Origin of the sequence: Mucilaginibacter aquariorum, from assembly GCF_024498135.1 — a bacterium.
GTDB lineage: Bacteria > Bacteroidota > Bacteroidia > Sphingobacteriales > Sphingobacteriaceae > Mucilaginibacter > Mucilaginibacter aquariorum.
On the sequence record NZ_JANHOH010000001.1, the window covers coordinates 1,137,400 to 1,161,194 of the forward strand.

Annotated in this window: 25 protein-coding genes; 24 read left to right on the forward strand and 1 reads right to left on the reverse strand. The window is 44.7% G+C overall.

Annotated features, from left to right (window positions below; genetic code table 11):
- Positions 1-38 precede the first annotated feature (38 nt).
- The 14 genes from NPE20_RS04925 (at position 39) to xrtY (ending at position 14,435) form a co-directional block, all read left to right on the forward strand.
- Positions 39-956, forward strand: a complete 918-nt coding sequence (locus tag NPE20_RS04925; RefSeq protein WP_256537492.1) for a glycosyltransferase family 9 protein — start codon at positions 39-41, stop codon at positions 954-956.
- Positions 949-1,863, forward strand: coding sequence for a glycosyltransferase (locus NPE20_RS04930; protein WP_256537493.1), 915 nt, complete (start codon positions 949-951; stop codon positions 1,861-1,863). The genes NPE20_RS04925 and NPE20_RS04930 overlap by 8 nt, the downstream gene beginning before the upstream one ends.
- Before the next feature lie 11 nt (positions 1,864-1,874).
- Positions 1,875-2,792 carry a hypothetical protein gene (locus tag NPE20_RS04935; protein WP_256537494.1) on the forward strand — a complete coding sequence of 306 codons (918 nt, stop codon included), beginning with the start codon at positions 1,875-1,877 and terminating at the stop codon, positions 2,790-2,792.
- Positions 2,774-3,742 carry a glycosyltransferase family 2 protein gene (locus NPE20_RS04940; RefSeq protein WP_256537495.1) on the forward strand — a complete coding sequence of 323 codons (969 nt, stop codon included), beginning with the start codon at positions 2,774-2,776 and terminating at the stop codon, positions 3,740-3,742. The genes NPE20_RS04935 and NPE20_RS04940 overlap by 19 nt, the downstream gene beginning before the upstream one ends.
- 16 nt (positions 3,743-3,758) lie before the next feature.
- The gene (locus tag NPE20_RS04945) at positions 3,759-4,526 is read left to right on the forward strand and encodes an FkbM family methyltransferase (protein WP_256537496.1); all 768 of its coding nucleotides are present in this window, start codon (positions 3,759-3,761) and stop codon (positions 4,524-4,526) included.
- On the forward strand, positions 4,526-5,683 hold the full coding sequence (locus NPE20_RS04950; RefSeq protein WP_256537497.1) for a glycosyltransferase family protein: 1,158 nt from the start codon (positions 4,526-4,528) through the stop codon (positions 5,681-5,683). The genes NPE20_RS04945 and NPE20_RS04950 overlap by 1 nt, the downstream gene beginning before the upstream one ends.
- An 11-nt stretch (positions 5,684-5,694) precedes the next feature.
- Positions 5,695-6,906 carry a glycosyltransferase family protein gene (locus NPE20_RS04955; protein ID WP_256537498.1) on the forward strand — a complete coding sequence of 404 codons (1,212 nt, stop codon included), beginning with the start codon at positions 5,695-5,697 and terminating at the stop codon, positions 6,904-6,906.
- Positions 6,890-7,843 carry a hypothetical protein gene (locus NPE20_RS04960; protein ID WP_256537499.1) on the forward strand — a complete coding sequence of 318 codons (954 nt, stop codon included), beginning with the start codon at positions 6,890-6,892 and terminating at the stop codon, positions 7,841-7,843. Before NPE20_RS04955 ends, NPE20_RS04960 begins: the two co-directional genes overlap by 17 nt.
- Before the next feature lie 4 nt (positions 7,844-7,847).
- On the forward strand, positions 7,848-9,161 hold the full coding sequence (locus NPE20_RS04965; protein WP_256537500.1) for a glycosyltransferase family protein: 1,314 nt from the start codon (positions 7,848-7,850) through the stop codon (positions 9,159-9,161).
- Positions 9,158-10,312, forward strand: coding sequence for a glycosyltransferase family 4 protein (locus NPE20_RS04970; RefSeq protein ID WP_256537501.1), 1,155 nt, complete (start codon positions 9,158-9,160; stop codon positions 10,310-10,312). Before NPE20_RS04965 ends, NPE20_RS04970 begins: the two co-directional genes overlap by 4 nt.
- Positions 10,302-11,705 carry an exosortase Y-associated Wzy-like protein gene (locus NPE20_RS04975; protein ID WP_256537502.1) on the forward strand — a complete coding sequence of 468 codons (1,404 nt, stop codon included), beginning with the start codon at positions 10,302-10,304 and terminating at the stop codon, positions 11,703-11,705. Before NPE20_RS04970 ends, NPE20_RS04975 begins: the two co-directional genes overlap by 11 nt.
- On the forward strand, positions 11,702-12,844 hold the full coding sequence (locus NPE20_RS04980; protein WP_256537503.1) for an XrtY-associated glycosyltransferase XYAG1: 1,143 nt from the start codon (positions 11,702-11,704) through the stop codon (positions 12,842-12,844). Before NPE20_RS04975 ends, NPE20_RS04980 begins: the two co-directional genes overlap by 4 nt.
- Positions 12,845-12,955: 111 nt before the next feature.
- Positions 12,956-13,891, forward strand: a complete 936-nt coding sequence (locus NPE20_RS04985; protein ID WP_256537504.1) for a glycosyltransferase family 2 protein — start codon at positions 12,956-12,958, stop codon at positions 13,889-13,891.
- Positions 13,878-14,435, forward strand: coding sequence for an exosortase Y (gene xrtY / locus NPE20_RS04990; protein WP_256537505.1), 558 nt, complete (start codon positions 13,878-13,880; stop codon positions 14,433-14,435). Before NPE20_RS04985 ends, xrtY begins: the two co-directional genes overlap by 14 nt.
- A 641-nt stretch (positions 14,436-15,076) precedes the next feature.
- Here the strand turns inward: xrtY and NPE20_RS04995 are convergent.
- A complete protein-coding gene (locus NPE20_RS04995; RefSeq protein WP_256537506.1) occupies positions 15,077-16,138 on the reverse strand; it encodes an IS110 family transposase in 1,062 nt (353 codons plus the stop codon).
- Between the two features lie 137 nt (positions 16,139-16,275).
- On the opposite strand from NPE20_RS04995, the gene NPE20_RS05000 reads away from it, so the two are divergent.
- The 10 genes from NPE20_RS05000 (at position 16,276) to traJ (ending at position 23,791) form a co-directional block, all read left to right on the forward strand.
- Complete coding sequence (locus tag NPE20_RS05000) at positions 16,276-16,545, forward strand: helix-turn-helix domain-containing protein (protein ID WP_256537507.1); 270 nt, start codon at positions 16,276-16,278, stop codon at positions 16,543-16,545.
- Positions 16,546-16,777: 232 nt separating this feature from the next.
- A complete protein-coding gene (locus tag NPE20_RS05005; RefSeq protein WP_256537508.1) occupies positions 16,778-17,275 on the forward strand; it encodes a hypothetical protein in 498 nt (165 codons plus the stop codon).
- 10 nt (positions 17,276-17,285) lie between these two features.
- Complete coding sequence (locus NPE20_RS05010; RefSeq protein ID WP_256537509.1) at positions 17,286-17,591, forward strand: DUF4134 domain-containing protein; 306 nt, start codon at positions 17,286-17,288, stop codon at positions 17,589-17,591.
- Entirely contained in the window at positions 17,588-17,896 is a 309-nt protein-coding gene (locus NPE20_RS05015; RefSeq protein ID WP_256537510.1) for a DUF4133 domain-containing protein, read from the forward strand. The genes NPE20_RS05010 and NPE20_RS05015 overlap by 4 nt, the downstream gene beginning before the upstream one ends.
- A complete protein-coding gene (locus tag NPE20_RS05020) occupies positions 17,883-20,342 on the forward strand; it encodes a TraG family conjugative transposon ATPase (protein ID WP_256537511.1) in 2,460 nt (819 codons plus the stop codon). The genes NPE20_RS05015 and NPE20_RS05020 overlap by 14 nt, the downstream gene beginning before the upstream one ends.
- The gene (locus NPE20_RS05025; protein WP_256537512.1) at positions 20,339-20,650 is read left to right on the forward strand and encodes a hypothetical protein; all 312 of its coding nucleotides are present in this window, start codon (positions 20,339-20,341) and stop codon (positions 20,648-20,650) included. The genes NPE20_RS05020 and NPE20_RS05025 overlap by 4 nt, the downstream gene beginning before the upstream one ends.
- Entirely contained in the window at positions 20,650-21,318 is a 669-nt protein-coding gene (locus NPE20_RS05030; protein WP_256537513.1) for a conjugal transfer protein TraI, read from the forward strand. Before NPE20_RS05025 ends, NPE20_RS05030 begins: the two co-directional genes overlap by 1 nt.
- A complete protein-coding gene (locus NPE20_RS05035) occupies positions 21,305-21,934 on the forward strand; it encodes a hypothetical protein (protein WP_256537514.1) in 630 nt (209 codons plus the stop codon). The genes NPE20_RS05030 and NPE20_RS05035 overlap by 14 nt, the downstream gene beginning before the upstream one ends.
- The gene (locus NPE20_RS05040) at positions 21,921-22,568 is read left to right on the forward strand and encodes a TerB family tellurite resistance protein (RefSeq protein ID WP_256537515.1); all 648 of its coding nucleotides are present in this window, start codon (positions 21,921-21,923) and stop codon (positions 22,566-22,568) included. The genes NPE20_RS05035 and NPE20_RS05040 overlap by 14 nt, the downstream gene beginning before the upstream one ends.
- A gap of 11 nt (positions 22,569-22,579) precedes the next feature.
- Positions 22,580-23,791: a conjugative transposon protein TraJ gene (gene traJ / locus NPE20_RS05045; RefSeq protein ID WP_256537516.1), complete on the forward strand. Its 1,212-nt coding sequence runs from the start codon at positions 22,580-22,582 to the stop codon at positions 23,789-23,791.
- The last annotated feature ends 4 nt before the right edge of the window (positions 23,792-23,795 follow it).

The window sequence follows — 23,795 nt, forward strand, 5'->3', positions numbered from 1 at the left end:
CAGACCAACTATCATTGATCCGCCGCATTAAAACCGTCTTGTCAACCTTAAGAAAGATCCATAAATATGGCAGTCCATCACATATTTTAGTATTTGGGGATTCGCTGGGTGATAATCTTCTGCTTACTATTTTGGCCCGTGAGCTTTTTGAACGGGGATATAAAAACATCTGGATAAAATGCAATCATGCCGAACTTTTCGAAAATAACCCTTACATTAAACTGGTATTGCCGTTTAACGAGTTACTCTCCGGTCTTGTTTTACGTGCGCTTAACGTAAAAACAACTTACCCCAGGTACACTTCCTATGACCAAATTACCGACAGGGACGACATACCCCGGAAACATATTGTTTTAAAAATGGCCGATTCCTTATCGTTAAATGGCCATATTGTTAATAAGCCAGTTTTTCACCTGACCGATCAGGAAAAATTAAAGGGACAGCTAAAAAAAAATCAGGTCGTCGTCACCACCTCAAGCACGGGAGCACGTTTCCCCATGCAAAACAAGGAATGGTCAATAGAAAAGTACCAGCAGGTAGTTGATCATCTATGCGAGACTTACAATTTTGTTCAGCTAGGCGCATCTACCGATTCCGCCCTGAAAAATGTCACAGACCTGCGCGGAAAAACATCCATAAGGGAAACTGCCGCCATACTTAGCAATTCTATGCTCATGATATCACATGTGGGCTTTTTGATGCACCTGGCAAGAGCGGTTGATTGCAGGTCTGTAATCATTTATGGCGGCCGCGAAAGACCTGATCAGTCGGGTTATGCTTGCTTCGATAACATCTATTCGGCAGTAGAATGTTCACCGTGCTGGTTACATAACATTTGCCACTACGACAGAAAATGCATGCGACTCATATCGGCAGACAGGGTCATAAATTCCATTTTAGATCAGCTTAAACTGGCTGACATGCCTTTGATTGCAAATACACTATATAATGACTGAACTTTCGGTAATCCTGTCAACATACAACCCGGATAGTAAAAGGCTTAACCAGACATTAAATGGTTTAAGGGCGCAAACATTGCCTATCGATGCCTGGGAGCTCAAAATTATCGACAATAATTCTGATACGGATTTTTCGGGCCAAATCGATATCTCATGGCACCCGAACAGCTGCATCATAGGCGAACCAAGGCAAGGATTGACTTATGCCCGGTTAAAGGGTTTTATCACTTCGGATAGCGGCACCATCGTTATGGTTGACGATGACAATATCCTGGCCGCAGATTATCTTGAACAGGTGCTGAAGATCTTTAAACATCGTCCCAAATTGGGCGCCATAGGCGGCAAATCGCTGCCTTTGTTTGAAGCAGAGCCACCGGGTTGGCTCGGTGCTTTTTACAGCAACCTTGCACTCCGCGATTTAGGTGAACATATGCTTATTGAAGAATGGAACAATAACTATCCGGCCTGTGCCCCCATCGGCGCCGGTATGGCGATCAGGAAAACCGCACTGACCACCTACATCGGTAAAATATTATCGGGCCAAAGCGGCGTAAGCGACAGGATCGGTTCATCATTGAGCTCGGGCGGTGACAATGATATTGTAATAGAAATTTTGAAATCCGGCTGGGATGTTGGCTACTTTCCCGAACTTGAGTTAAAGCATATTATACCCGCCCAACGGATGCAGGCTGGTTATCTCGCGCGTTTGGTTAATAACACCAATAAGTCATGGGTGCAATTGCTGCAAAGCCACGGGATAAACCCCTGGCCCCAAATACCGGTATGGGGCGTACGACCCCGGAAAATAAAAGCCTGGTTTACCTGCAAAGCCTGGAAAAGCAAACCCAATTACATAACCTGGCGTGGCGCCTGCGGTCTGTACGATGGCTTAGCAAACAGTTAATCAAAAGAACAGTGCAATCACTTATCGATTTTTTATATCGTAACCCAAGGTCGCAACTAAGGACGTTTGGTCGTTTCGGAGGGTATATCAATTACCGGAAGATGATGCACGGACGCAAATTGATGGAAAAGAGATCGGTTGAGCTGCCTCCAGTGATCTCCAAAAGTGATGGCCTGCCCGTTTATTTTTTAACCGGAAAAAACTATCTGTACCAAACGCTTTACTGCATTCAATCCTTATCTGTAACTACAGCAACGCCGTTCAAATTCATTTTGGTCGACGATGGCAGTATGAATGACGCGCTAATGGAAAGGATCCACAGGCAGCTTCCGGGTGCAGAGATAATTACCCAGTCGCGGATCGGCCGGAACCTGCAAAAATCCTTACCCGCCGACTTATATCCCTGTCTGCATTATAAACGGAAAGTTTACCCTCATATCAAAAAACTAACAGATATACACACCATCCCCGGCGGTACCTGGAAGCTGGTGTTGGATTCGGATATGCTTTTTTGGAACAAGCCCGACGAACTGATACAATGGCTGACCAAACCGGAGCAACCGCTGCATATGATTGATTGTAGTGACGCTTACGGGTATTCAAAAAAACTTATGGAAGAACTGTCCGGTTCGAAAATATCGCCCCTGATAAATGTCGGTGCCATTGGGTTAAACAGCCAGACCATTAACTGGGCCGAACTGGAGACCTGGGTTAAAACCCTGGAAGCACGGGAAGGTACAACTTACTATTTAGAGCAGGCACTATCGGCTATGCTGATTGGCAATAGCAGTAGGACTGTGTTACCGGCCGAAAAATATATAGTTAATCCCGATAATGCCTCAATTGATTACAACAGAGGGGTTTTGCACCATTATGTAGACCTTTCTAAAGAAGGCTACTTTAAAACCTCATGGAAAAAACTGATCTGATAAATCCTCCTTTAGTCTCCGTATGTATCCCGGCTTACAATTGTGAAAAACACATTGGCGAGTGCGTGCAATCCGTATTAAACCAAACCTATAAAAACCTAGAGGTCATCATTGTGGATGATGGGTCGACAGACAGGACGCCATCTATATTAGCGGACCTGAAAAATGATCATGTTCGTCTATTCCATCAAAAAAAATCCGGCGCTGCCGCTGCCCGTAATTTAGCTTACAATAAATCCAGGGGGCAGTTCATAAAATTTTTAGACGGCGATGATATCATCAACCCCGGCATGATAGAAAGCCAGGTCGAACTGGCCGTTACAAATAACAAATGTATAATTTCGGCGACGTGGGGCCGGTTTTATAACAATGATATCCATACTTTTAAATTTAGCCCGGAAGAATGCTGGCAAACCTTACCAGCCTGCCAGTGGATTTGTTCTTCCTGGAGAAACGGCCATTCTATGATGCAGCCGGGTATATTCTTACTTCCCCGGCGAATAATTGAGACAGCCGGTTACTGGGACGAGGGACTTAGCCTGATCGACGATCTTGATTTTTTCACCCGGGCCATCCTCACATCTCCCTTCGTTATTTTTGATCCAAACGCAATTTTATATTACCGTTCGGGCAACAGCGGCAGCTTATCGGGTCACAAACATCACCAGGCAGTGCAGTCAGCTTTCAGGTCAATGGACAAAGCCACAAAAACCCTTTTGGCCATCTGTACCGGGCCGGAAGCCAAAATGGCCTCCGCCAATATCTGGCAACATTTTATTTATACTATTTATCCGCAATACCCAAACCTGGTCAGCATGGCGCAGGAAAAGATCAACCAACTGGGCGGTTCATCCCTCCCGTTCGTTGCCGGTGGCGTAACAAAAAGGACCGCTTCCCTTATCGGGTGGAAATTGACAAAGCAACTCAAAAACCTGTTTCGCCTGCCTTAACATTATATATACCGCGATGAACCTCTCCCTTCTTTATAATCCTTACAAACTCCTTGAAAGGTTAGCGATCGAGTTAACCAGAAAACGAAGGCTCGGCAAACTAAAAAATAAACCGGGCGCCCGCCTTCAGCTCGGCCATATTGATACGCTTGAACTGCTCGAAATCATCAAAAAGGACCAAACGATAAACAGCCGGCCGACCATATTCGACATAGGCAGCAATACCGGCACCTGGACCTTACTTGCAAAATCCATTTGGGCATCGGCTACCATACATGCATTTGAGCCACTTGCTGAACACGTCAACGCCTTTAAAGACAATTGCATTGCTTTGGAGTCTGTTTTTCTGCACCAGTACTGCGTGGGCAGCACGGACAAAACAGCTATACTGAATATTTCCAGTTATTCCGATTCCTCAAGCCTGCTTGATGCCACCCCTTTAGAATTTGAGCATTTCAGGATCAAAAAAGAAAAGGAGCAAAGTGTGGAAGTCAAACGGCTTGATCGCCAGATAGATGAGCAGGCGCTTCCCGCGCCGGAGATCATCAAACTGGATATCCAGGGATTTGAACTTGAAGCGCTCAAAGGTATCGGTACTTGGTTACACGCGGTAAAATATATCATTTGCGAAGTTTCATTTAAAGAATACTATTATGGCCAGGCGCAGTTTTTAGACATAGCCGGCTATTTATCAGGCTATGGGTTTCAGCTCTTTGCATTTGGCAATAATACACCCGTCGGCGCAGAGCTGAACCAGATAGATGTTCTTTTTAAACGCATTTAATGAAAATACTCTTATCATTTTTACAGGATAATACGGCCATCCCCCATCCGGTCCCGGCCTATCGGTTTTGGAGTTATTCCATTAAAAACGGGATTGAAGAGGCGGGAATGCACTGGGCGGAAGTACCCGGAGCAGACTGGGCGGAAGGCCTGGTGCCATATGAAAATGACCCCGCCCTCCAAAAATGGAAAAATAAGATCTGGGAAAGCACGTTATCGTACATCAGGGCGAACAGACAGCATATCGATGTTTTCCTTTGCTATTTATACCCCAAACAGGTCAGTGTTCAGGCGATCAAAGATATTAAGGCCATGGGTATACCCTGTGTTAATTTCTTTTGCGACAACGTCCGCTCATTCAGAAAACTGCCGCCCGAATTCAAGGTATTTGACCTCGTATGGGTCCCAGAGGTTGAAGCGCTGCCTCTTTATCAAACAGCAGGCCTTGTACCTATCAATTTACCGATGCCCATATGGGTTGATGTTAAATATCGCAGCCCGCCCGAACAAAGCACGAATGCCATTTCATTTATAGGTTCCAGAGATTATTTACGCGCGCAGCTGCTGGCCGAAGCGATCAGTAAGGGGCTTGATATCCAAATAAGGGGAAGTGGTTGGGATACTACGCCTGAACAACCCTTAAACCCGGTAAATTCCAACAGGTTCAAAAAAATCAGGAATCAAATAAACCTTTTACGCCATTCAGGCGCACAGGGCTTTGTGGCCTATCATTTGAACCGCTATCATAAAATATCACCTTCGAATGTGCCTCCCGCAAACATTTTTGCGGCACCCGGTTTTGACGAGTATATCAGCTTATCACGTGAAAGCAATATAACCCTGGGGATAAACCGGGTGCCTGTATTTAACACTTTATCCGCAGATATCATGACGTACAGCAGGCTCCGGGACCTGGAAGCACCGATGCTTGGCGCCTGTTATTTAACCGAGTATACGGAAGGTCTGCCGCACCTGTATGAAATAGGTTCCGAAATTGAAACGTACCGGTCAGCTGATGAATTAGTTTACAAATGCCGTGAACTCACCAATTCGAAAAGCAGGCAAAAAGAACTCCGGGTAAAGGGGCAGCAGAGGGCGCTCAATGCACATTCAATCCCCGTCTCTTTACAAAAAATCAAAGCACGCCTTTTTAATTAAACGAAAAACCATTGTCTAAACGAATCTGTATTATTACACAGTCGCATCTTTGCCGTAATCCAAGGGTATTAAAGGAGGCTACCGCGCTTGCAGCAGCGGGTTATAGTGTGCAAATTCTAACGGGAACAATTTCAGCGGACTTATACCGGCAAGACCTGGAGGCCATAAAGGCTTACCCCAATATAAAGCTGCAGATCCTTTTCAATGTTTCCGTTTTCACCATTGCATCTTTTATTGATCGGTTGTTACACCGGCTTGGCCGGTTATTGGTAAGTCACTTTAAAATAGAGAGCAGTTTTGCGCTGGCATACGGTTCCACCCGCTACTATAAAACCGCAAAGTCCATTAACGCCGATCTCTATATCTGCCATCAGGAAATGGCAACCTATATTGGCACAAAGCTTATGGATACGGGTTTCAGGGTCGCTTTTGACTTCGAAGACTGGTATTCAGAAGACCTGCTCCCTGAAGCACGCGCGGCCAGGCCTGTTCAGCTGTTGCAAAAAACCGAAGCTATTGCTTTAAACAGGGGTGTTTTTTGCACAACCACGTCAAATGCACTGGCTGATAAATTATCAGAAGCGTATTCAAGCCCCCGCCCGCAAGTTATTTACAATGTATTTCCTGTTGATTTAATTACCGGTCTTCCCGACCCGCCCGGGGAACCTTTAAAGCTCTTTTGGTTTTCGCAAACCATCGGGCCCGGAAGGGGCCTGGAGCAATTTATCAGTCTATGCGGTGTATTCCAAAACCAGCTGGAGTTTCACCTGCTCGGCAATATCAATGAGGGGTATAAGCGGCTGCTGTGCTCATTATTACCGAAACAACATCAGTTATACTTCCATCACCTTGTTGATGAACATCATCTGGCCTGTAAAATAGCAACATTTGATATTGGCCTGGCCTTAGAACTTAACACGCCTTTGAGCCGGAATTACACCATAACCAATAAGTTTTTCCAATACATCCAGGCTGGGTTACCCGTTATAGCAACGGAAACCGAAGGTCAATATGAGGCCTTTGCAAGATACAAACCCGGGTTTATGTTAAGGCAACAGCCAACCGGATCAGAAATCGCCCGCCTCAAAAAATGGCTTAATGATCCCGTTGCGCTAAGCGAAGCGAAAAACAGGGCTGTTGAAGCGGCGAAATGTTATACCTGGAAAATCGAATCTGCAAAATTGATTGCGCTTATAAAAAACGGCCTTGAAAAACAAAGTTAGCCTTCAGATCAATCTGGCCCCCGTTGATTATCCGCATGCCAGGTATTTGCTGGAGCACCAGCTGCGCGCCCTGGCGGGGCAGGTAAACGAGATCATATTAACGGTTGACACCCGCCCAAGTAAGGGCCGCTTTGGCGAAGGATGGGAGAAAAATACTGACCTGTTGGATAATTTTCTTTCAAATGAAATCAAAAGCAGGTATGCCGTAAAAATTGTCGGTGTAGATTATTCCCCCGTTATGAAACGGAAGGTCGCCCGGTTTTTTTTTGGTACAGATTACATACCGGACAAAGATTTCAGGGGCGGGCCTTTTTATGCTTATTTCTTCGGGCTTTACACAGCGGCAAATAATCTTGTTTTTCATTTAGATTCTGACCTTTTTATAGGCGGGGGCAGCACCATGTGGGTTAAAGAAGCTGTGCGATTTTTTGAAGACGACCCATCTTGTTTTATAATAGGGCCGCTTCCCGGTCCGCCCCATCATGCAGATGTGCTGACTGACCAGTTTGTGATAAAAAAAATCGCACCTTATACCTGGCAACTGGGCAGCATGAGCACGAGGGTATTTATGACAGATAAGGGTCGGTTTACCCAAAATAAACTGGCATTGACTAAGCCGCCTCTACGCGGGCAAATAATGGCATTGCTGGGAGGAAACAGCAACGCCGACCTGCCGGAGCATATCATCGGGGCTTACATGCATAAACACCGTTTAAAACGCATAGATTTTTTGGGCGCCGGAAAAGGACTATGGTCACTGCATCCGCCCTACCGCACCGGGGATTTTTATAAAAATTTACCGGAACTCATTACCAGGATCGAAGTGAATGACCTCCCGGCAAAGCAACAAGGATTTTACGATATTATTGATGATGTTTGCGATTGGGCGCCCGCACGCAAAAAGATGAAAAATAACAGATGGTGGAGGAGAATATAATATTTTGAAGAAACTGCTTATTATTTCGCCATACTTCCCCCCTGCTAACGCCGCCGATATGCAACGGGTGCGTATGAGTTTGCCTTATTTTGCGGCTTACGGCTGGGATGCTGAAATTGTTATGGTTGATGAAAAATATGCAGATATCATTCATGATAAATTGTTGCTAAAAAGCATACCCACTGACTTGAAAATACATAAGGTAAAGGCTTTAAAAAAATCGCTTACTTCAAAATTAGGCTTAGGGAGTATAGCTTTGCGATCATTATGGTTTTATAAACAAAAGGTAAATGAGCTGTTGAAAGCCAATAAATACGATCTCGTCTACTTCTCCACCACCCAGTTTCCGGTTTGTGTTTTGGGACCTTATTGGAAAAAGCGTTTCGGTGTGCCTTATATAATTGATATGCAGGACCCCTGGTTTTCTGATTATTACCAGAACAAGCCAAAAGATCAGCGACCTCCTAAATACTGGTTCTCCTACAGACTAAATAAATACCTGGAGCCTATTGCCATGAAAAGCGCAGACGGGCTGATCAGTGTTTCTGACGATTATATCAGCGATTTAAAAAAACGCTATCCGGGCATCAAGGACATACCTTCCGCAACCATTACTTTCGGGGCATTTGCGCCGGACCTCCAAATCGCGGAAACATATAGTAAAGAGTTCCCCCACCTGCTCTGTAAAGATTATACTAACATCGTGTACATCGGCCGGGGTGGGGCCGATATGGAAAAATCCATAACGCCGCTGTTTACATCATTGAAAGTTGGATTAGCAAAAGATAAGGCGGCTTTTAAATTGTTGAAATTGTATTTTATCGGCACAAGTTATGCCCCAAACGGGCAGGGTAAACCAACGGTAATGCCCATTGCAAAAGGGCTTGGAATAGAGAACCATGTGATTGAAATTACCGGCCGGATAAGTTATTATCACACATTACTCACCTTGCAACAGGCGGATGCCGTTTTTATCCCCGGATCTGATGACCCCAGATACACGGCCTCAAAAATTTACCCTTACCTGCTGTCGCGAAAACCACTACTTGCGGTTTTTAATAAGGCAAGTTCAGCTATAAAAATACTGAAAGAATACGGCGTTAAAACTGTTTATGATTACGAAACGGTGACGGCTGAAGATATCAATTTATTTTTATCCTCATTAATGACCGGCGGACTTGGGTCGCCACAATATGACCCGCAGGTTTTAGATAAATATTCGGCCAGGCAAATGGCTTTAAAGCAATGCAAACTTTTTGACAGTGTTGTAAAAGACCGGTTAAAAACCGCTGAAGGATTTAAAAACGATCTGGTATGAGATTGGCCATTATCACAACCCACCCTGTACAATATTATGCCCCGGTTTTTAAATTGCTGCAACAACACCCCGGATTGGATATAAAAGTATTTTATACCTGGGGTAAAAATGCTGTAGAAAAATTCGACCCCGGTTTTAGGAAGATCGTTGAGTGGGATACCCCGCTATTGGACGGGTATGCCTATGAATGGGTTAAAAACACCTCGGCTGATCCCGGATCACATCACTTTAATGGCATAATTAACCCCACTTTGATTGATGACATTAAGGCCTGGCAGGCTGATGCCCTGTTGGTTTATGGTTGGGCTTATAAAAGCCACTTAAAACTCATCCGTTATTTCAAAAACAGGATACCTGTATATTTCAGGGGTGATTCCACCCTGCTTGATAATCGGAAAGGCCCCAGAGCGATATTACGCGCTGTTTTTTTAAAGTGGGTGTATGCTTACGTTGACCACGCATTTTACGTGGGTTCTGCGAACAGGGCATATTTTAAAAAATATGGTCTAAAGGATAATCAACTGACTTTTGCGCCTCATGCGATCGACAACGGCAGGTTCGCCGCTGACAAAACCGGTGAAGCCCATAAAATAAGGGAATGTTTTAGTGTCGACAATAGTGATGTATTGATACTGTTTGCCGGTAAATTTGAAGAAAAAAAATCACCGCAGTTATTGCTGGATGCTTTTATAACTTTGAACATGTCAAAAACTCATTTGCTGTTTGTTGGTGATGGCATTTTGGGGCCTCCATTAAAACACAAAGCCGGCAACTATCCAAATGTGCATGTTCTAGGGTTTCAGAATCAATCGGTTATGCCCGCGGTTTACCAGGCTTGCGATCTGTTTTGCTTACCCTCAAAAGGACCGGGAGAAACATGGGGACTCTCCGTAAATGAAGCGATGGCCGCAGGTAAACCTGTATTGGTATCAGATAAATGCGGCTGCGCTATTGATCTGGTAAGGCAGGGCGTTAACGGGGAAATATTCGAAAGTGATCAAACAGATTCTATTGTCGCAAAATTAAGCCTACTCCTAAAAAATAAGGCCGAATTGAAGATATTAGGCCTTAATGCAAAGCATGAGATCCGGCCCTGGAGTTTTAGCCACCAGGCAAATGCTATTCTAAATACCCTGTTTAATGAAAAATAACAAGCTGGCATTAGAGCGTATTATCGTATTGTTTATCCCCTGGGCCTTTGCTTCCTTGTTAAAAAGCGATTATGAACTATCATACATGATAGCGTGGCTTGGCTCGTTCCTTATCTTTGCGCTGACCTTAACCGGTTGGATAAAGCCGCTTCCCGAAGACAGGGGAATTGCGGAGCAGTTGATGAGGCCCATTTTTTTAGTTCAGATAATTTTCGCCGGGTACATGGCCTGCACTTCTATATTTTACTTTATGGACGCTTTGGGCTACCAGAACTTCGAACAGCTGGGTCAAACCATAGTTGACCGCGAAAGGTTACAATCTACGGCTACATGCCAGCGATATTATTGTTTAGGACACGCTGCTTTTGTATCCGGCATTTTAGTTTTTATGGATTATTCCGTAAAGTCAAAATATTATATCGAAAAACATAAACTGGCCAACCTACTGATGATGTTCGCCGTTATAAGTTTCCCGGTTTCCGTTGTATTTTTAACGTTACCGGGATTATCGCAATTTTATTACCAGCTAAATTCCCTCAGCTTTATTTCCGGTACATTAGCGCTTGCTTTCGCCATTCCCCTTAAAAAGCCCGCCAACACGCTTATTTGCTTAGCTTTTTATTCATTTAACTTTTACCAGGCCCTGATCTCCGGTTTTAAAGAGCCCATTATCCTAAGCGTTTTAATTTTAGGTATTTTCCTTTATCCGAATTACAAGAGACTGGTGGCGGCAACCTTCATTCCGCTTTTGCTGCTTTTATTTACGTTGTTGCCTACCTATAACAGAATTTTCAGGCAAAATGCATGGTCTGGCGATACCTCGGCTGATGAGGCCACGCAACTGGCAATTGATGCCGCATTGAACAGTGATGAGAATGATGATTCTAACTGGGGCTTCCTTGTATACCGTCTGAGTGAAATTGATATGTTCATCAAGTTCACCCAGTCAACGCCTAAATCGGTTGACTATTATGGGTTAACTTTGTTAAAACAATCAGGAGCAGCTATAATCCCACGCTTATTTTGGCCATCAAAACCAAACACCGAAGACCTGGTTATGGAACGGGTGTATGACGCCGGTGTTGTTTACCGGGCGTCAAACGTGTCCGCTAAACCGGCGTTTATCGTTGACGCGTACCTGTCAGGCGGCACTTTGGGGATTTTTTTATCGATGTTCCTGTATGGCGCGGTTGCCCAGCTGATCTCCATGAAGGCGGAGAGGCTTTTTGGTGGCTATGTTTTAGGTACCGCTCTTGTTTTTACCGGTTTGTTTCAAATCATGTGGCGTGGTTTAAGTTTTGAATTTCTGATCAACACGGTTTTTTGGAGTTATATTACCATGCTTATCATTCATAAGATACTGACCGCATTAAAAATTTTAAAACAGGTTTGAAGATACTACAGATTTGCGCGGCCTATAAGCCAGCTTATATTTACGGCGGCCCCACCATGTCGGTGGCCATGCTTTGCGAGGCTTTAGTGAATGCGGATATACCAACAGAAATGTTTGCGACAACGGCAAACGGTGCCGCCGAGCTACCCGTTGAGGCGAATAAGCCAACAAATATTGATGGGGTAACGGTAACCTATTTTAAACGCATTACAAAAGATCATACCCACTTTTCGCCGGCATTGGTAAAAGCTTTGTGGACAAGAGCCAAAGAGTTTGATGTGATACATATACACGCCTGGTGGAACCTGGTATCGGTATTAGCCTGTATGGTCGCTTTACTAAAGGGTATCCCGGTTATCTTGTCTCCAAGAGGCACATTAAGCGATTATTCTTTTTCCAATAAAAACACCGGCAAAAAAAAACTGATCCATCATGTTTTTGGTAAAAAGCTATTGGCAAAATGCCACATACACATTACAGCACAAAGGGAAAGCGTATCTGTATTAAACTTCATAAAACCGGTAAGTATTACTACTATCCCTAACTTTGTAAAACTGGAAGCAGGTGCCGGTAAAGAGAAACCTATTGCCGGTGATGAATTAAAATTGCTCTTTTTCTCGCGTATTGAAGAAAAAAAGGGCCTTGATATTTTACTGAATGCCCTTAACGCTGTGACCATACATTTCCGTTTAACTATTGCAGGCGATGGAGATAAGGCTTATATCGATCACTTGAAAGCGTTGATAAATGACCCGGTAATAATGAATAAAATAACCTGGGCCGGTTTTTACAATGATAATAAATTTGACCTGCTCCGCGGGCATGACCTGTTAGTGCTCCCCTCTCATGATGAAAATTTTGGCAACGTGGTCATAGAAAGCCTGAGTGTGGGCACACCCGTATTAATCAGCGAAAATGTAGGTTTAGCAGCATATGTGAAGCGGAATAAACTGGGGTGGATCTGCGAAACTAACGCAAGTTCGGTTAGCGGAGCCATAAATAATATCAGTAATAATCATCATAACGAGATGATGAATATAAGAGAAAATGCCCCGGATATGATCCGCAAGGATTTTTCCGGCGATCAGTTAGTGCAGCAGTATATTCAATTTTACCAAAATATTATAGGACATGAGTGATTATCCAAAACGAGACCATGACTTACAATTTTAACTCTGTCATGCTGCCGTTGCCTAATATGCTGAATAAAGAGGAGAACCGGTGCACTTTAGATCGGCGGCCATTCAAAAATGTGGTCAGCAAAAACATTAAGCGGTGCCCTATCTTTGGAAATCCATGATGATAAAAGCAAAACTAAATTGAACCAGCAGTATTCCTTCATTATACTTACTTACAACGAGGAAATGCACCTGCCCCGGCTGCTAGTATCAATAGCGGGTTTAAATGCTGCAACATTTATAATGGACTCGGGCAGCATGGATGGTACCATAAAAATGGCAGAAGCGGCCGGTGCAACAATAAAGCAGCATCCGTTTGAAAATCATCCGAAACAATGGGATTTCGCGCTTAAAAATTTCGATATAAAAACCCCGTGGGTCATTTGCCTGGATGCCGATCATGTTGTAACGCCAGAGTTATACAAAATCCTGCAAAATTTCAGGGACGAAGATCATCAACATATTAATGGTATCTATTTTAACCGCAAAAACTTTTTTAAAGGCCGGTGGATAAAATATGGCAGCTACTACCCCTTTTACATGCTTAAAATGATCAGGTATAATGTTGGCTTCTCGGACATCAACGAAAATATGGACCACCGCCTGGTTGTGCCCGGCAATACTCTAACCTGGAAACAGGGCCATATATTAGAAGAAAACTTAAAGGAAAATGATATTAGCTTTTGGATAGATAAGCATAACAAATACAGCGATTTACTTGCGATTGAAGAAACCGAACGTATGCTCAATCTTAGGCAGCAAACTGTTAAACCCCGCTTTTGGGGACCGCCCAATGAACGTAAGGCATGGTTTAAGCAAATATGGTGGAGGCTGCCGCGCTATGTAAGGCCCATGCTATATTTTATTTACCGTATTATATTTAAACTGGGTATATTGGATGGCCGGACCGGGCTGATCTTCCACTTTATACAAGGCTTTTGGTTTAGGTTAGTGGTAGATATCAAGATAGATGAGCTATTAAAACAACGGGCGAATGAAAGAAAATAAACTAAAACTAAGCCCTGCGCTAAAGTTTGTTATTAAATTTTTATGCCTGTTTGCTTTTATTTATGGCTTTTACGTTTTCTACCTCGGCGTAATGTCTCCAGAAGGGAAGCTATATTCAGTGTTTTTAGATGAACACCTTAATTTCATTAACTGGTTAAGATATGTACTTATAGAAAGCAGTGCTGTTATTTTAAACCTGCTGGGTTACCAAACGAAAACGGCCGCTGACCAGATGCTGGTTGTTGGCCATAACATTGTACACATAGGGTATGATTGCCTTGGCTTCGGCGTCATGAGCTTTTTCACGGCTTTTGTGATCGCTTACCCCGGCCTGCTAAAAACTAAATTATACTTTTGGGGTATTGGCTTACTTGTGATCCAAATGCTAAACCTATCGCGCTTTGTAATACTTTCTATTTACTGGAGGCCCACCAAAAATGTTTATATGTCGGACCATCATACCATATTTAATATAGCCGTTTATATAGTCATTGCCATCAGTTTATATTTTTACACCCGGCATCAGGACAAGCCATACTTTTGAGCCCTGGTTCTCGCGTAAAAAATGAAAATTGAACCGGGTTTTTGTCTTTTAGCGGCCAAGTCCGATAAAAGACCGGCAAAGCGCATTATCCATCACACCAGGTAAGACCTATGTATTTTTTAAATCTTTGCTAATCTTTTTCCGGCTATGTATCTTTGCATAAAGATTGGCAGAGCTCATTATTCATCATAGCAGGTAAGACCTATAAAATGTTTAAATCTTTGCTGATCTTTTTCTGTCTAAAATAATGTCAGTTATATAACCGTTCAGGCCGTTTTCATGCCGGTAAATCTTCCAACGTCTGTGCTCAGCCATCTGTAATGGGAGCAGGCGGCTTAACAGGGATAGCTTTCTCCTTAAATCGATGTGGTCACATTAAACAGCGGACAACTGCTACTGTCGTTAAGTCTCCAACCTGGTTTCCTTCATAGTTCATCCGCTGTTATTTTTTGATGGTGACGGTCATTTACAGCCTGTCTTATTCTGACCTCCACCGTAAGCTTAAACCGTTTTCTTTTTGATCGATTTGGTCACATTAACAGCGGACAACTGATACTGTGGCTAAGTCTGCAACCTGGTTTCTTTGATAGTTCATCCGCTGCTATTCATTTGATATAACAGGCATTTACTAGCTGTCTTTTTCAGTCCTTCATTCCCGGACGGGCACAGCTCTGTGCTTCCGGCAAACGGTCTTTTAAATAAGGCCGGTCCTGCCGGACACACGCAAAGACCCTTAACACCAGTTTGTTTCTGATCGCATTCACTACGAGCATACCTGATTTCCCATCCACTTTTGTCTTTCGGTCAAAATATCGCTTAAGCGGCGTATCCGATTGTAAAGATACCATCGCACACATATGCAGCAGGGCTTTCATCTTTTTATTGGCCTGGTGTGACACTCTCGGTTTAAATACCAGCTTCCCTGATTCCTTTTTAAAAGGCGCCACCCCTGCATAACAGGCAAACTTCTTCGCTTCTTTTATATCCTTAAATTCGTTCGTGCAAATAATGAACTGTCTCGCCGTTATTTTTCCAATGCAATGAACAGAGGTTACCAGCTCCATGAGTCTCCTGAGCCGTTCGTCGTCGCTCAATAAGAGTTCAATGGATTTTTCCAACTCAAGGATATCAAATTCAAGGGCTGCGATGCTTCTTTTACAGGCAATCAAATTATCCTTTTGAAGTGTTTTAGTAACAAAGCTTTGCTGCTCGTCTATCGGAGACTTCAATCCGATCTTCGCAGCCAGCAGCCTTTCCTTCATAGCGACAAGGCTCTTTAATTTGGTCATCACCGGTCTCTCAGCCACCCAGAGTTTCAGATCGTCGCAATTTTTTTGTGCGAACCTGGCGATTCGGATGGCATCGATCTTATCGTCCTTTCCCCGTATCAGCCCCATTGAGTTTTTGATATGAACGGCGTTTTCAACGACTAAATTAATTTTTGACTTCCTGAATACGTTAATTAAGTGATTACAGTAAAAGCCGGTATTTTCCATACAAAACAGGCCCTTCGACAGCTTAAACCCTTCCATAGCTTTCATTTTCCCGACAAAATCACCTATAGGCTGAGGTTCATTTTGTATTTTTTCGTGAAATAGCAATTCTCTGTTTTTAAGTACTGCGAAATCAAGTGTTTCCTTCGATACATCTATACCAACAAAATAGTTGAATTTTTTTCGTCTGGTCTTGCCAATAACTTCCATTGATCAAATAAATATGTCCGGTGTTCCATAAACCTTCGTCCCGAATGTTTGTCACCGATGCCGCTAAGATAAAATAATTTGAGAATGGTACATAATTATGTACCATTTATTTTTAAAACTAACTTGATATTTCACTGATGGAAATTAGTGACAATGAGTTTAAGGAATCCCTGGGTAAAAGAATCAAATCGATTCGCACCGGGCGAAATCTCGGTGTCCGTAAATTTTCACAGCTCGCTGATATTGAACACCATCAATTATTAAGAATTGAAAAAGGGCTGGTAGATATCAGGTTATCTACATTAAGAAAAATCGCCATTGCCTTAAATGTGAAAGAAAGTTATCTTTTAAATTTAGGCGGATCAAATATAACCGATAACGACAGCGATATCACTGAGAGGATATAACAGTTATAAAGTAATTCCTCCGGCTCAAACGTTCGTCGAGTCATGAATCCCTTGCCGCACGCCACATTCAGATTATCCTAGATTATTCTCTGGCTCTGTATTATACTGCCGTTTACTTTTTAATGAGTCAATAGATCCCCCCTGATGAAGGAGGGATGAACCCGGTGACTGGACGCCCGGTAATTTTGCTTTCACATCAACGCTTGGTGCGCTGATGACTAAACGAAAGCATATGTTGAACGCGATTTCCTGGCAGCAATACGTTACTGCCGTCCTTTTGTTCAGCCTCGCCTGGTACGCTTGTGTCGGCCTGCGCTATTACCGGACTCGCCTACCCGGTCTCCTCCGGACAAGAACTAAAAATGAATTACCGGAGGTAGCTTCCGCCGCTCCTTCCGTCATGGGCCTTGCCAAACCAGAGACGGGTACGTCGCTGTATGATCCTGAAGTATTTATTTTTAACGCTGCATCACCCGATGACATCAGCGGTCAGACCCTTCCCAAAGGACCATCTGACGATCTCCTTGAAGAAGCCAAAATGCTCGTAGACGCCTTCCGTGATAACGATAACAAAACTGAGTTCATTGCCCTATTCAAGCTGTTACTGAATCAGTATGAGGTGTTCCGGGACGAGATCAGCCTGCCCACAGTGATCCGGCCATTACGCGAATTCGCGGACAGCCACTTACCCTTCCGCCTGCAGGAAACCGAGTGGCCATTAACCTTTTAATTCCAGGATTATGAAAACGAAGTTAAAACGTATTTATACCGCATTTACACTACTCATCATGAGCATCAATGCCTTTGCGCAGGACGGCAATGCCGGCATCAACGAAGCGACCAACCAGGTAAAAAGTTATTTCGATACGGGCACCAACCTGATGTACGCCATCGGCGCGATCGTGGGCCTCGTCGGGGCGATCAAAGTTTATAAAAAGTGGAACGATGGTGAACATGATACCGGCAAAGTAGCTTCCAGTTGGTTCGGCAGTTGCATCTTTTTGGTCGTGGTAGCCACCGTGCTTAAATCATTCTTTGGCGTATGAGTTACCAGATCAATAAAGGGATCAACCGCCCCATAGAGTTCAAAGGGCTCAAAGCACAGTATATCGGCTATTTAGGCGGCGGACTGGTAGCCTTACTCGTATTGTTCGCCGTCCTGTATCTGATCGGCCTGGCTATTTATCTATGCCTGCTCATCATTGCAGCCCTGGGCAGCGGCCTTTTCTATAAAGTTTTTGAATTGAGCCACCGGTATGGCGAACACGGGCTGATGAAAAGGAACGCCCGGAGATATTTGCCCGACTATTTAAAATTCAGATCAAGGAGGTTATTTTATGAAAAACGCTGAGCAAATATTCCCGATCTATAAGGTCGAACATGACAGCCTGCTGTCCATGCAGGGTGATCTGAGCATCGCCTTTGAAGTGCAGTTGCCGGAACTATTCACCTTATCTAATGATGAATACCTGGCGTTTCATCAATCCTGGGTCAAAGCCATCAAGTTGCTGCCGAAGAACAGTATTTTCCATAAGCAGGACCGTTTCGTGGAAACGAACTACCAGGCCAGCTTCAGCGAGCAAACCTTTTTGAGCCATGCCAGCGAGCGTTTCTTTCACGAGCGTCCTTACCTGGCTCACCGCTGCCACATCATCCTGACCAAAAGGCCGGAGAACTTTAAACCGGTGATCAGCGCAGCCAGCAGCCTGATGCGTAAGCACCTCGCGCCGGCGATCAGCACGGACGAAGGCCAGTTCAGTGATTTTATGGATAGCGCGGGACAGTTCAAACGGATCATGGAAGACAGCGGCCTGGTGAAATTGCGTCGTCTGAATGACGAAGAACTGGCCGGAACGCTTTTAACGCCCGGTCTGCTGGAGCAATATTGTTTTCTGCTGAATCCTGAAGATCCGCCGGAGTTAAAGGATATCCATTTAAAAGATGAATTAAGGATCGGCGACAAGCGCTGCCAGTTGTATACGCTGGCCGAACCAGAAGACCTGCCGGCGCTTTGCGGACCAAGGATCACCTACGACCCCTATAGTACAGACAAAACGAAATTCAGTACCGGTTTTGCGAGCCCTGTAGGAGCCCTGCTCAACTGCGATCATATTTACAACCAGTATTTATTTATTGAAGACAGTGCCAAAACCCTGAAAAAACTGGAAGCCAAAAAGCTGCGCCTCCAATCACTATCAGCATACTCGCGCGAGAACGCAATAGGCCGTGATGCCACACAGGAGTTCCTGCATGAAGTGATCAGCCAGCAACGGCTTCCGGTCAAGGCACATTTCAACATCCTGGCCTGGACAGATAATAAGGAGAAACTGAAGGAGGTCAAAAACAAAGTAAGCTCGGCACTGGCCCAACTGGACGCGCAGCCCAAACAGGAAACGGATGGCGCTCCGCAGATCTGGTGGGCCGGCCTGCCCGGCAACAGCGGAAATTTCCCGCTGAATGACACCTTCGATACGTTCGTCGAACAGGCGGCCTGTTTTTTCAATTTGGAGACGAACTACCACAGCAGCCTTTCACCCTGCGGCATCCGCCTGGGTGACCGCTTATCCGGAAAGCCTCTGCATGTCGACCTGAGCGATGAACCGATGAAGAACGGTATCACGACCAACCGGAACAAGTTCATTTTAGGGCCTTCGGGCAGCGGCAAGTCCTTTTTTACCAATCATCTGCTGCGCAGTTATTACGAGCAGGGTGCCCATATCGTGCTGGTAGATGTCGGGCACAGCTATGAAGGGCTTTGTGAATTCGTGGACGGCTATTATTTCACGTACTCGGAAGACAACCCGATCAGTTTTAACCCGTTCTATGTTGGTGAAGGTGATACGCTGGATACGGAAAAGCGGGAAAGCATTAAAGCGATGATCCTGGCACTATGGAAAAAAGAAGACGAGGGCGTACTGCGTTCCGAATACATCGCCATATCCGATGCGCTTTATCATTACTATGGGAGCGAACCTGAATCCGCCTGCTTCAATAGCTTCTATGAATTTTTAAAAGGGCCTTTCTACGAAACCATGAAGCAAAGCAAGGTCAAGGATCAGTATTTTGACATCGACAATCTGCTATTTGTGCTTAGTCCGTATTATAAAGGCGGGGAATATGATTTCCTGCTAAACGCCAGGGAAAATCTCGATTTGCTGCAACATCGTTTTATAGTTTTCGAACTGGACAATATCAAAGACCATCCAATACTTTTCCCTGTAGTGACATTGATCATCATGGAAACATTTGTTTCCAAAATGCGGAAGTTACCGAAAGACGTGCGTAAAGTCATTCTGATTGAAGAGGCCTGGAAGGCTATTGCGCGCGAGGGAATGGCAGAGTATATTAGATATTTATGGAAAACTGTCCGGAAACACTTCGGTGAACCTTTAGTAGTAACGCAAGATGTCGAAGATGTGTTGAACTCACCAATCATCAAACAAGCGATTATCAATAACAGCGATTGCAAGATCCTGCTTGACCAGCGTAAGTACCAGAACGACTTCCCGAAAATACAGCAACTGTTAGGTATCACGGATAAGGAAACCGCGCTCATCATGAGTATGAACCGGGCCAACGACGAACGCTATAAATACAAGGAAGTATTCATCAGCCTGAACGGGCAGTTATCACGGGTCTACCGCACGGAAGTAAGCCGTGAGGAGTACTGGACGTATACGACAGAATCAGCCGAAAAAGCTAAGGTCAAAGCCTATAAGAAGAAATATGGCGACATCCGCAAAGCCATTGCGGTCATCGTACAGGAAGAACAACAATCTAAAAATAATGCCGCATGAAAAAACTATTGATCGGATGCCTTGTATCGTTTCCAGCTACATTATTTGTAGCCTGCGGAGGCCGAAGCCATAATGGAACCTATGTTGCCAATTGGAAGAATGAATATTCCGTTGCTGGCGACACCATCATTATAAAAGAGAATGTGGCCACGAAGCGTACCAGCTATCGAAAAATCAGGAAAGGTCAATTGAAACCAAAAGAGTGGAGTGTAAAAAGATGGATTTTAAACGACCCTAATGGCCCAATTATCGAATTGGGAGATCACCAGATCGTCCTCGGATCAACTATCTATAAGCAGGTCAAGTAATGAAAAAATTAATTATTATCATCGGCGTGATACTGGCGGGCTACAGTAGCCGGTCATATGCACAAATCGCAGCAGCGGAAGCAGTCAAACTGGTCGTTAAAAAAGTGATCAAAGCCATCGACCTGAAAGTGCAACGGATGCAGAACCAAACTATTTGGCTGCAAAACGCGCAGAAAACAATCGAGAACGAACTGTCCAAATTCAGGTTGAACGAGATCTCCAACTGGTCGGAAAAGCAGCGTTCGCTTTATGACAAGTACTACCAGGAATTATGGAAGGTCAAATCGACGATTACCTATTACCAGCGCATTAAGGATCTCACGCTAAAACAGGTGGCCCTGGTCGGCGAATATCAACAGGCCTGGAGGCTTTTCCAGTCAGATAAACATTTCCGGCCAGAGGAGATCAACGAGATGCAGCGGGTTTACCTGGGCATTCTCGACGCCAGCGCCAAGAATCTTGATCAGATCATGCTGGTTGTTAACCCCGGAAAAACACAGATGACCGACCAGCAAAGACTGGAAGCTATCAACCAGGCCGGGGACCGGCTGGATGAGAATTACGGTGACCTGAAACAGTATAATAACCAGAATATCATCCTGAGCCTGCACCGCAGCAAGGATCTGAATGAAGTAAAAACCATCAAAAACTATTATGGCCTGCATTAAATTAACCTGTGTGTTCCTGCTGCTCGGCGTTACGGCACAGGCACAAACCTTTTCGGAATGGTTTAAACAAAAGAGCACCCAAAAGAAGTATCTGTATCAGCAGATCGCTGCTTTACAAATATACAGCGGCTACCTTCAAAAAGGTTACAGCATCGCCAAAGGTGGATTGGGTTCCATTGGCAGCTATATCGGGAATGAATATGGATTGCACAGTAGTTATTATACCCACCTGAAAACCGTTAACGCCCCGGTTAAGAACAACCCACAGATCAATGATATTCTTCGCTGGCAACGGGACATTTTAACGCGGACTAATAAGCTAAAAATTCAAAACGGATTAACAGGTAATGAAACGAGGTGTGTGAGTAAGGTATGCGATGCCCTGCTAAGCGATTGTGATGCCCGGTTAAATGACCTGCAAATCATTCTTGCGGATCAAAAAACCGAAATGAGTGACGAAGAACGTATTCGCGAAATCGCAAGATTGCATCAGGCCATGCAGGACAATTATCGTTTTGTTGCCGGTTTCCGGTCGCAACTGCAACTCTACCTGCGCAGTAAGCAGCAGGAAGTTCAGGATATAATTACTTTAAACCATTTGTATGCAACTCATTAAAACACTCAGGCGCTATGGGGTTATGGCATTAGCCATCATCCTGCTTCCGGCCGCGCAGGCACATGCGCAAAGCACGGAACTACAGCAATTATTGCTGAATATCGAAAAACTGACCCAGTTCAAAGCGATCCTGTCCGATATGAAAAAGGGTTACCAGATCTACCAGCAGGGCTATGGTACTATTTCCAATCTGTCGAAAGGGAATTTTAACCTGCATAACATTTACCTGACCGGTTTAATGGCGGTTAATCCCGCGGTCCGGAATAACCCCAGGATCGGCCAGATCATTAACCAGCAAAACGATATCATCAATGAATACAAACGGTATGCTAACCTGTTCCGGCAAAGCGGTTCATTCAGCCCAAACGAACTCAACTATATGACCAATGTCTATAGCCAGTTGGTCAAACAGAGCAATGCCAATATAGATGACCTGGCCAGTGTCACGACCGCCGGGCAACTACGGATGTCGGATAATGACCGGTTAAGGGCCATCGACCGCATTTATACCGGCAGTACGGATCAACTGCAATTCCTGCGCTTTTTTAACCGGCAGGCGATGATGCTGAGTTTGCAGCGTAGTAAAGACCTGCATGACACCCAGACGCTCAAGCAGCTGTATGGCATAAACTAAAAGAAATTATCATGAAAAAGAAGCTATCACTAAGCGCCGTTTTGGCGCTGACGGGGATATTCATTCCCTTATTTTCCAGGGCCGACGGGCTGGCCAATGATATTCATGGGCTGCAAGGTGTATTGGATAACGTCTATTCAGAAATGCTCCCGATGTGCAGCGAGTTGATCGGAATAGCCCGCGGTATAGCCGGGTTCGGCGCGCTCTGGTATATCGCCGCCCGTGTGTGGCGGCACTTAGCCAGTGCCGAACCGGTCGACTTTTACCCATTATTAAGACCATTCGCTTTAGGCATGGCTATCCTGTTATTCCCCACGGTGGTCGCCGTGATCAACGGCATTATGAACCCTGTCGTAACCGCAACAGGCGGCATGGTGAAGAATTCGGATGCAGCCATTGCCAAATTGCTCGCGCAAAAACAGGCGGCTATTGAAAAAACAGATACCTGGCAAATGTATGTAGGCGATGATGGTGAGGGTAGTCGTGATAAATGGTATAAATACACACACCCGGATATTGAAGGAAACAGTGATAACGGAGAAGGTGTAGTTGAATCTATTGGCAATGACGTCAAATTCGCTATGGATAAGGCCAGCTATAAATTCCGTAACAGCGTGAAACAATGGATGTCCGAGGTCTTACAGGTCGTCTACGAAGCCGCCGCCCTTTGCATCAACACCATACGGACCTTTTACCTCATTGTTCTGGCTATCCTTGGCCCGCTGGTATTCGGCCTGTCCGTATTTGACGGTTTCCAGCATACGCTGACGACCTGGCTGGCCAAATACCTCAATGTTTTTCTATGGCTACCTGTCGCCAATATTTTCGGCAGCATTATCGGAAAAGTACAGGAAAACATGCTAAAACTGGATATCGCCCAGGTTAACCAGGCCGGTGATACCTTCTTCAGTTCTACCGATACGGCCTACCTCATTTTTCTATTGATCGGCATAGTCGGTTATTTCACTGTACCCGCCGTTGCCGGTTATATCATCAACCCCGGCGGCGGTAACGGCTTGCTCAATAAAGTCACTAATCTGACGTCTATCAGCCTGAGTTCGGTAAAGTCAGGCTCATATACTGCCGGCATGGTCGCGGGAAGTCGGATTGCTGAGGGCGCTAAAAATATCGTTAATGCGCCGGGGCATATCGCTGATGGTTACCGCTCGGCGGGTTCTAATGACGTACAGTTGGAAAAACTTAATGGTAACCCAAAAAAATAATCAT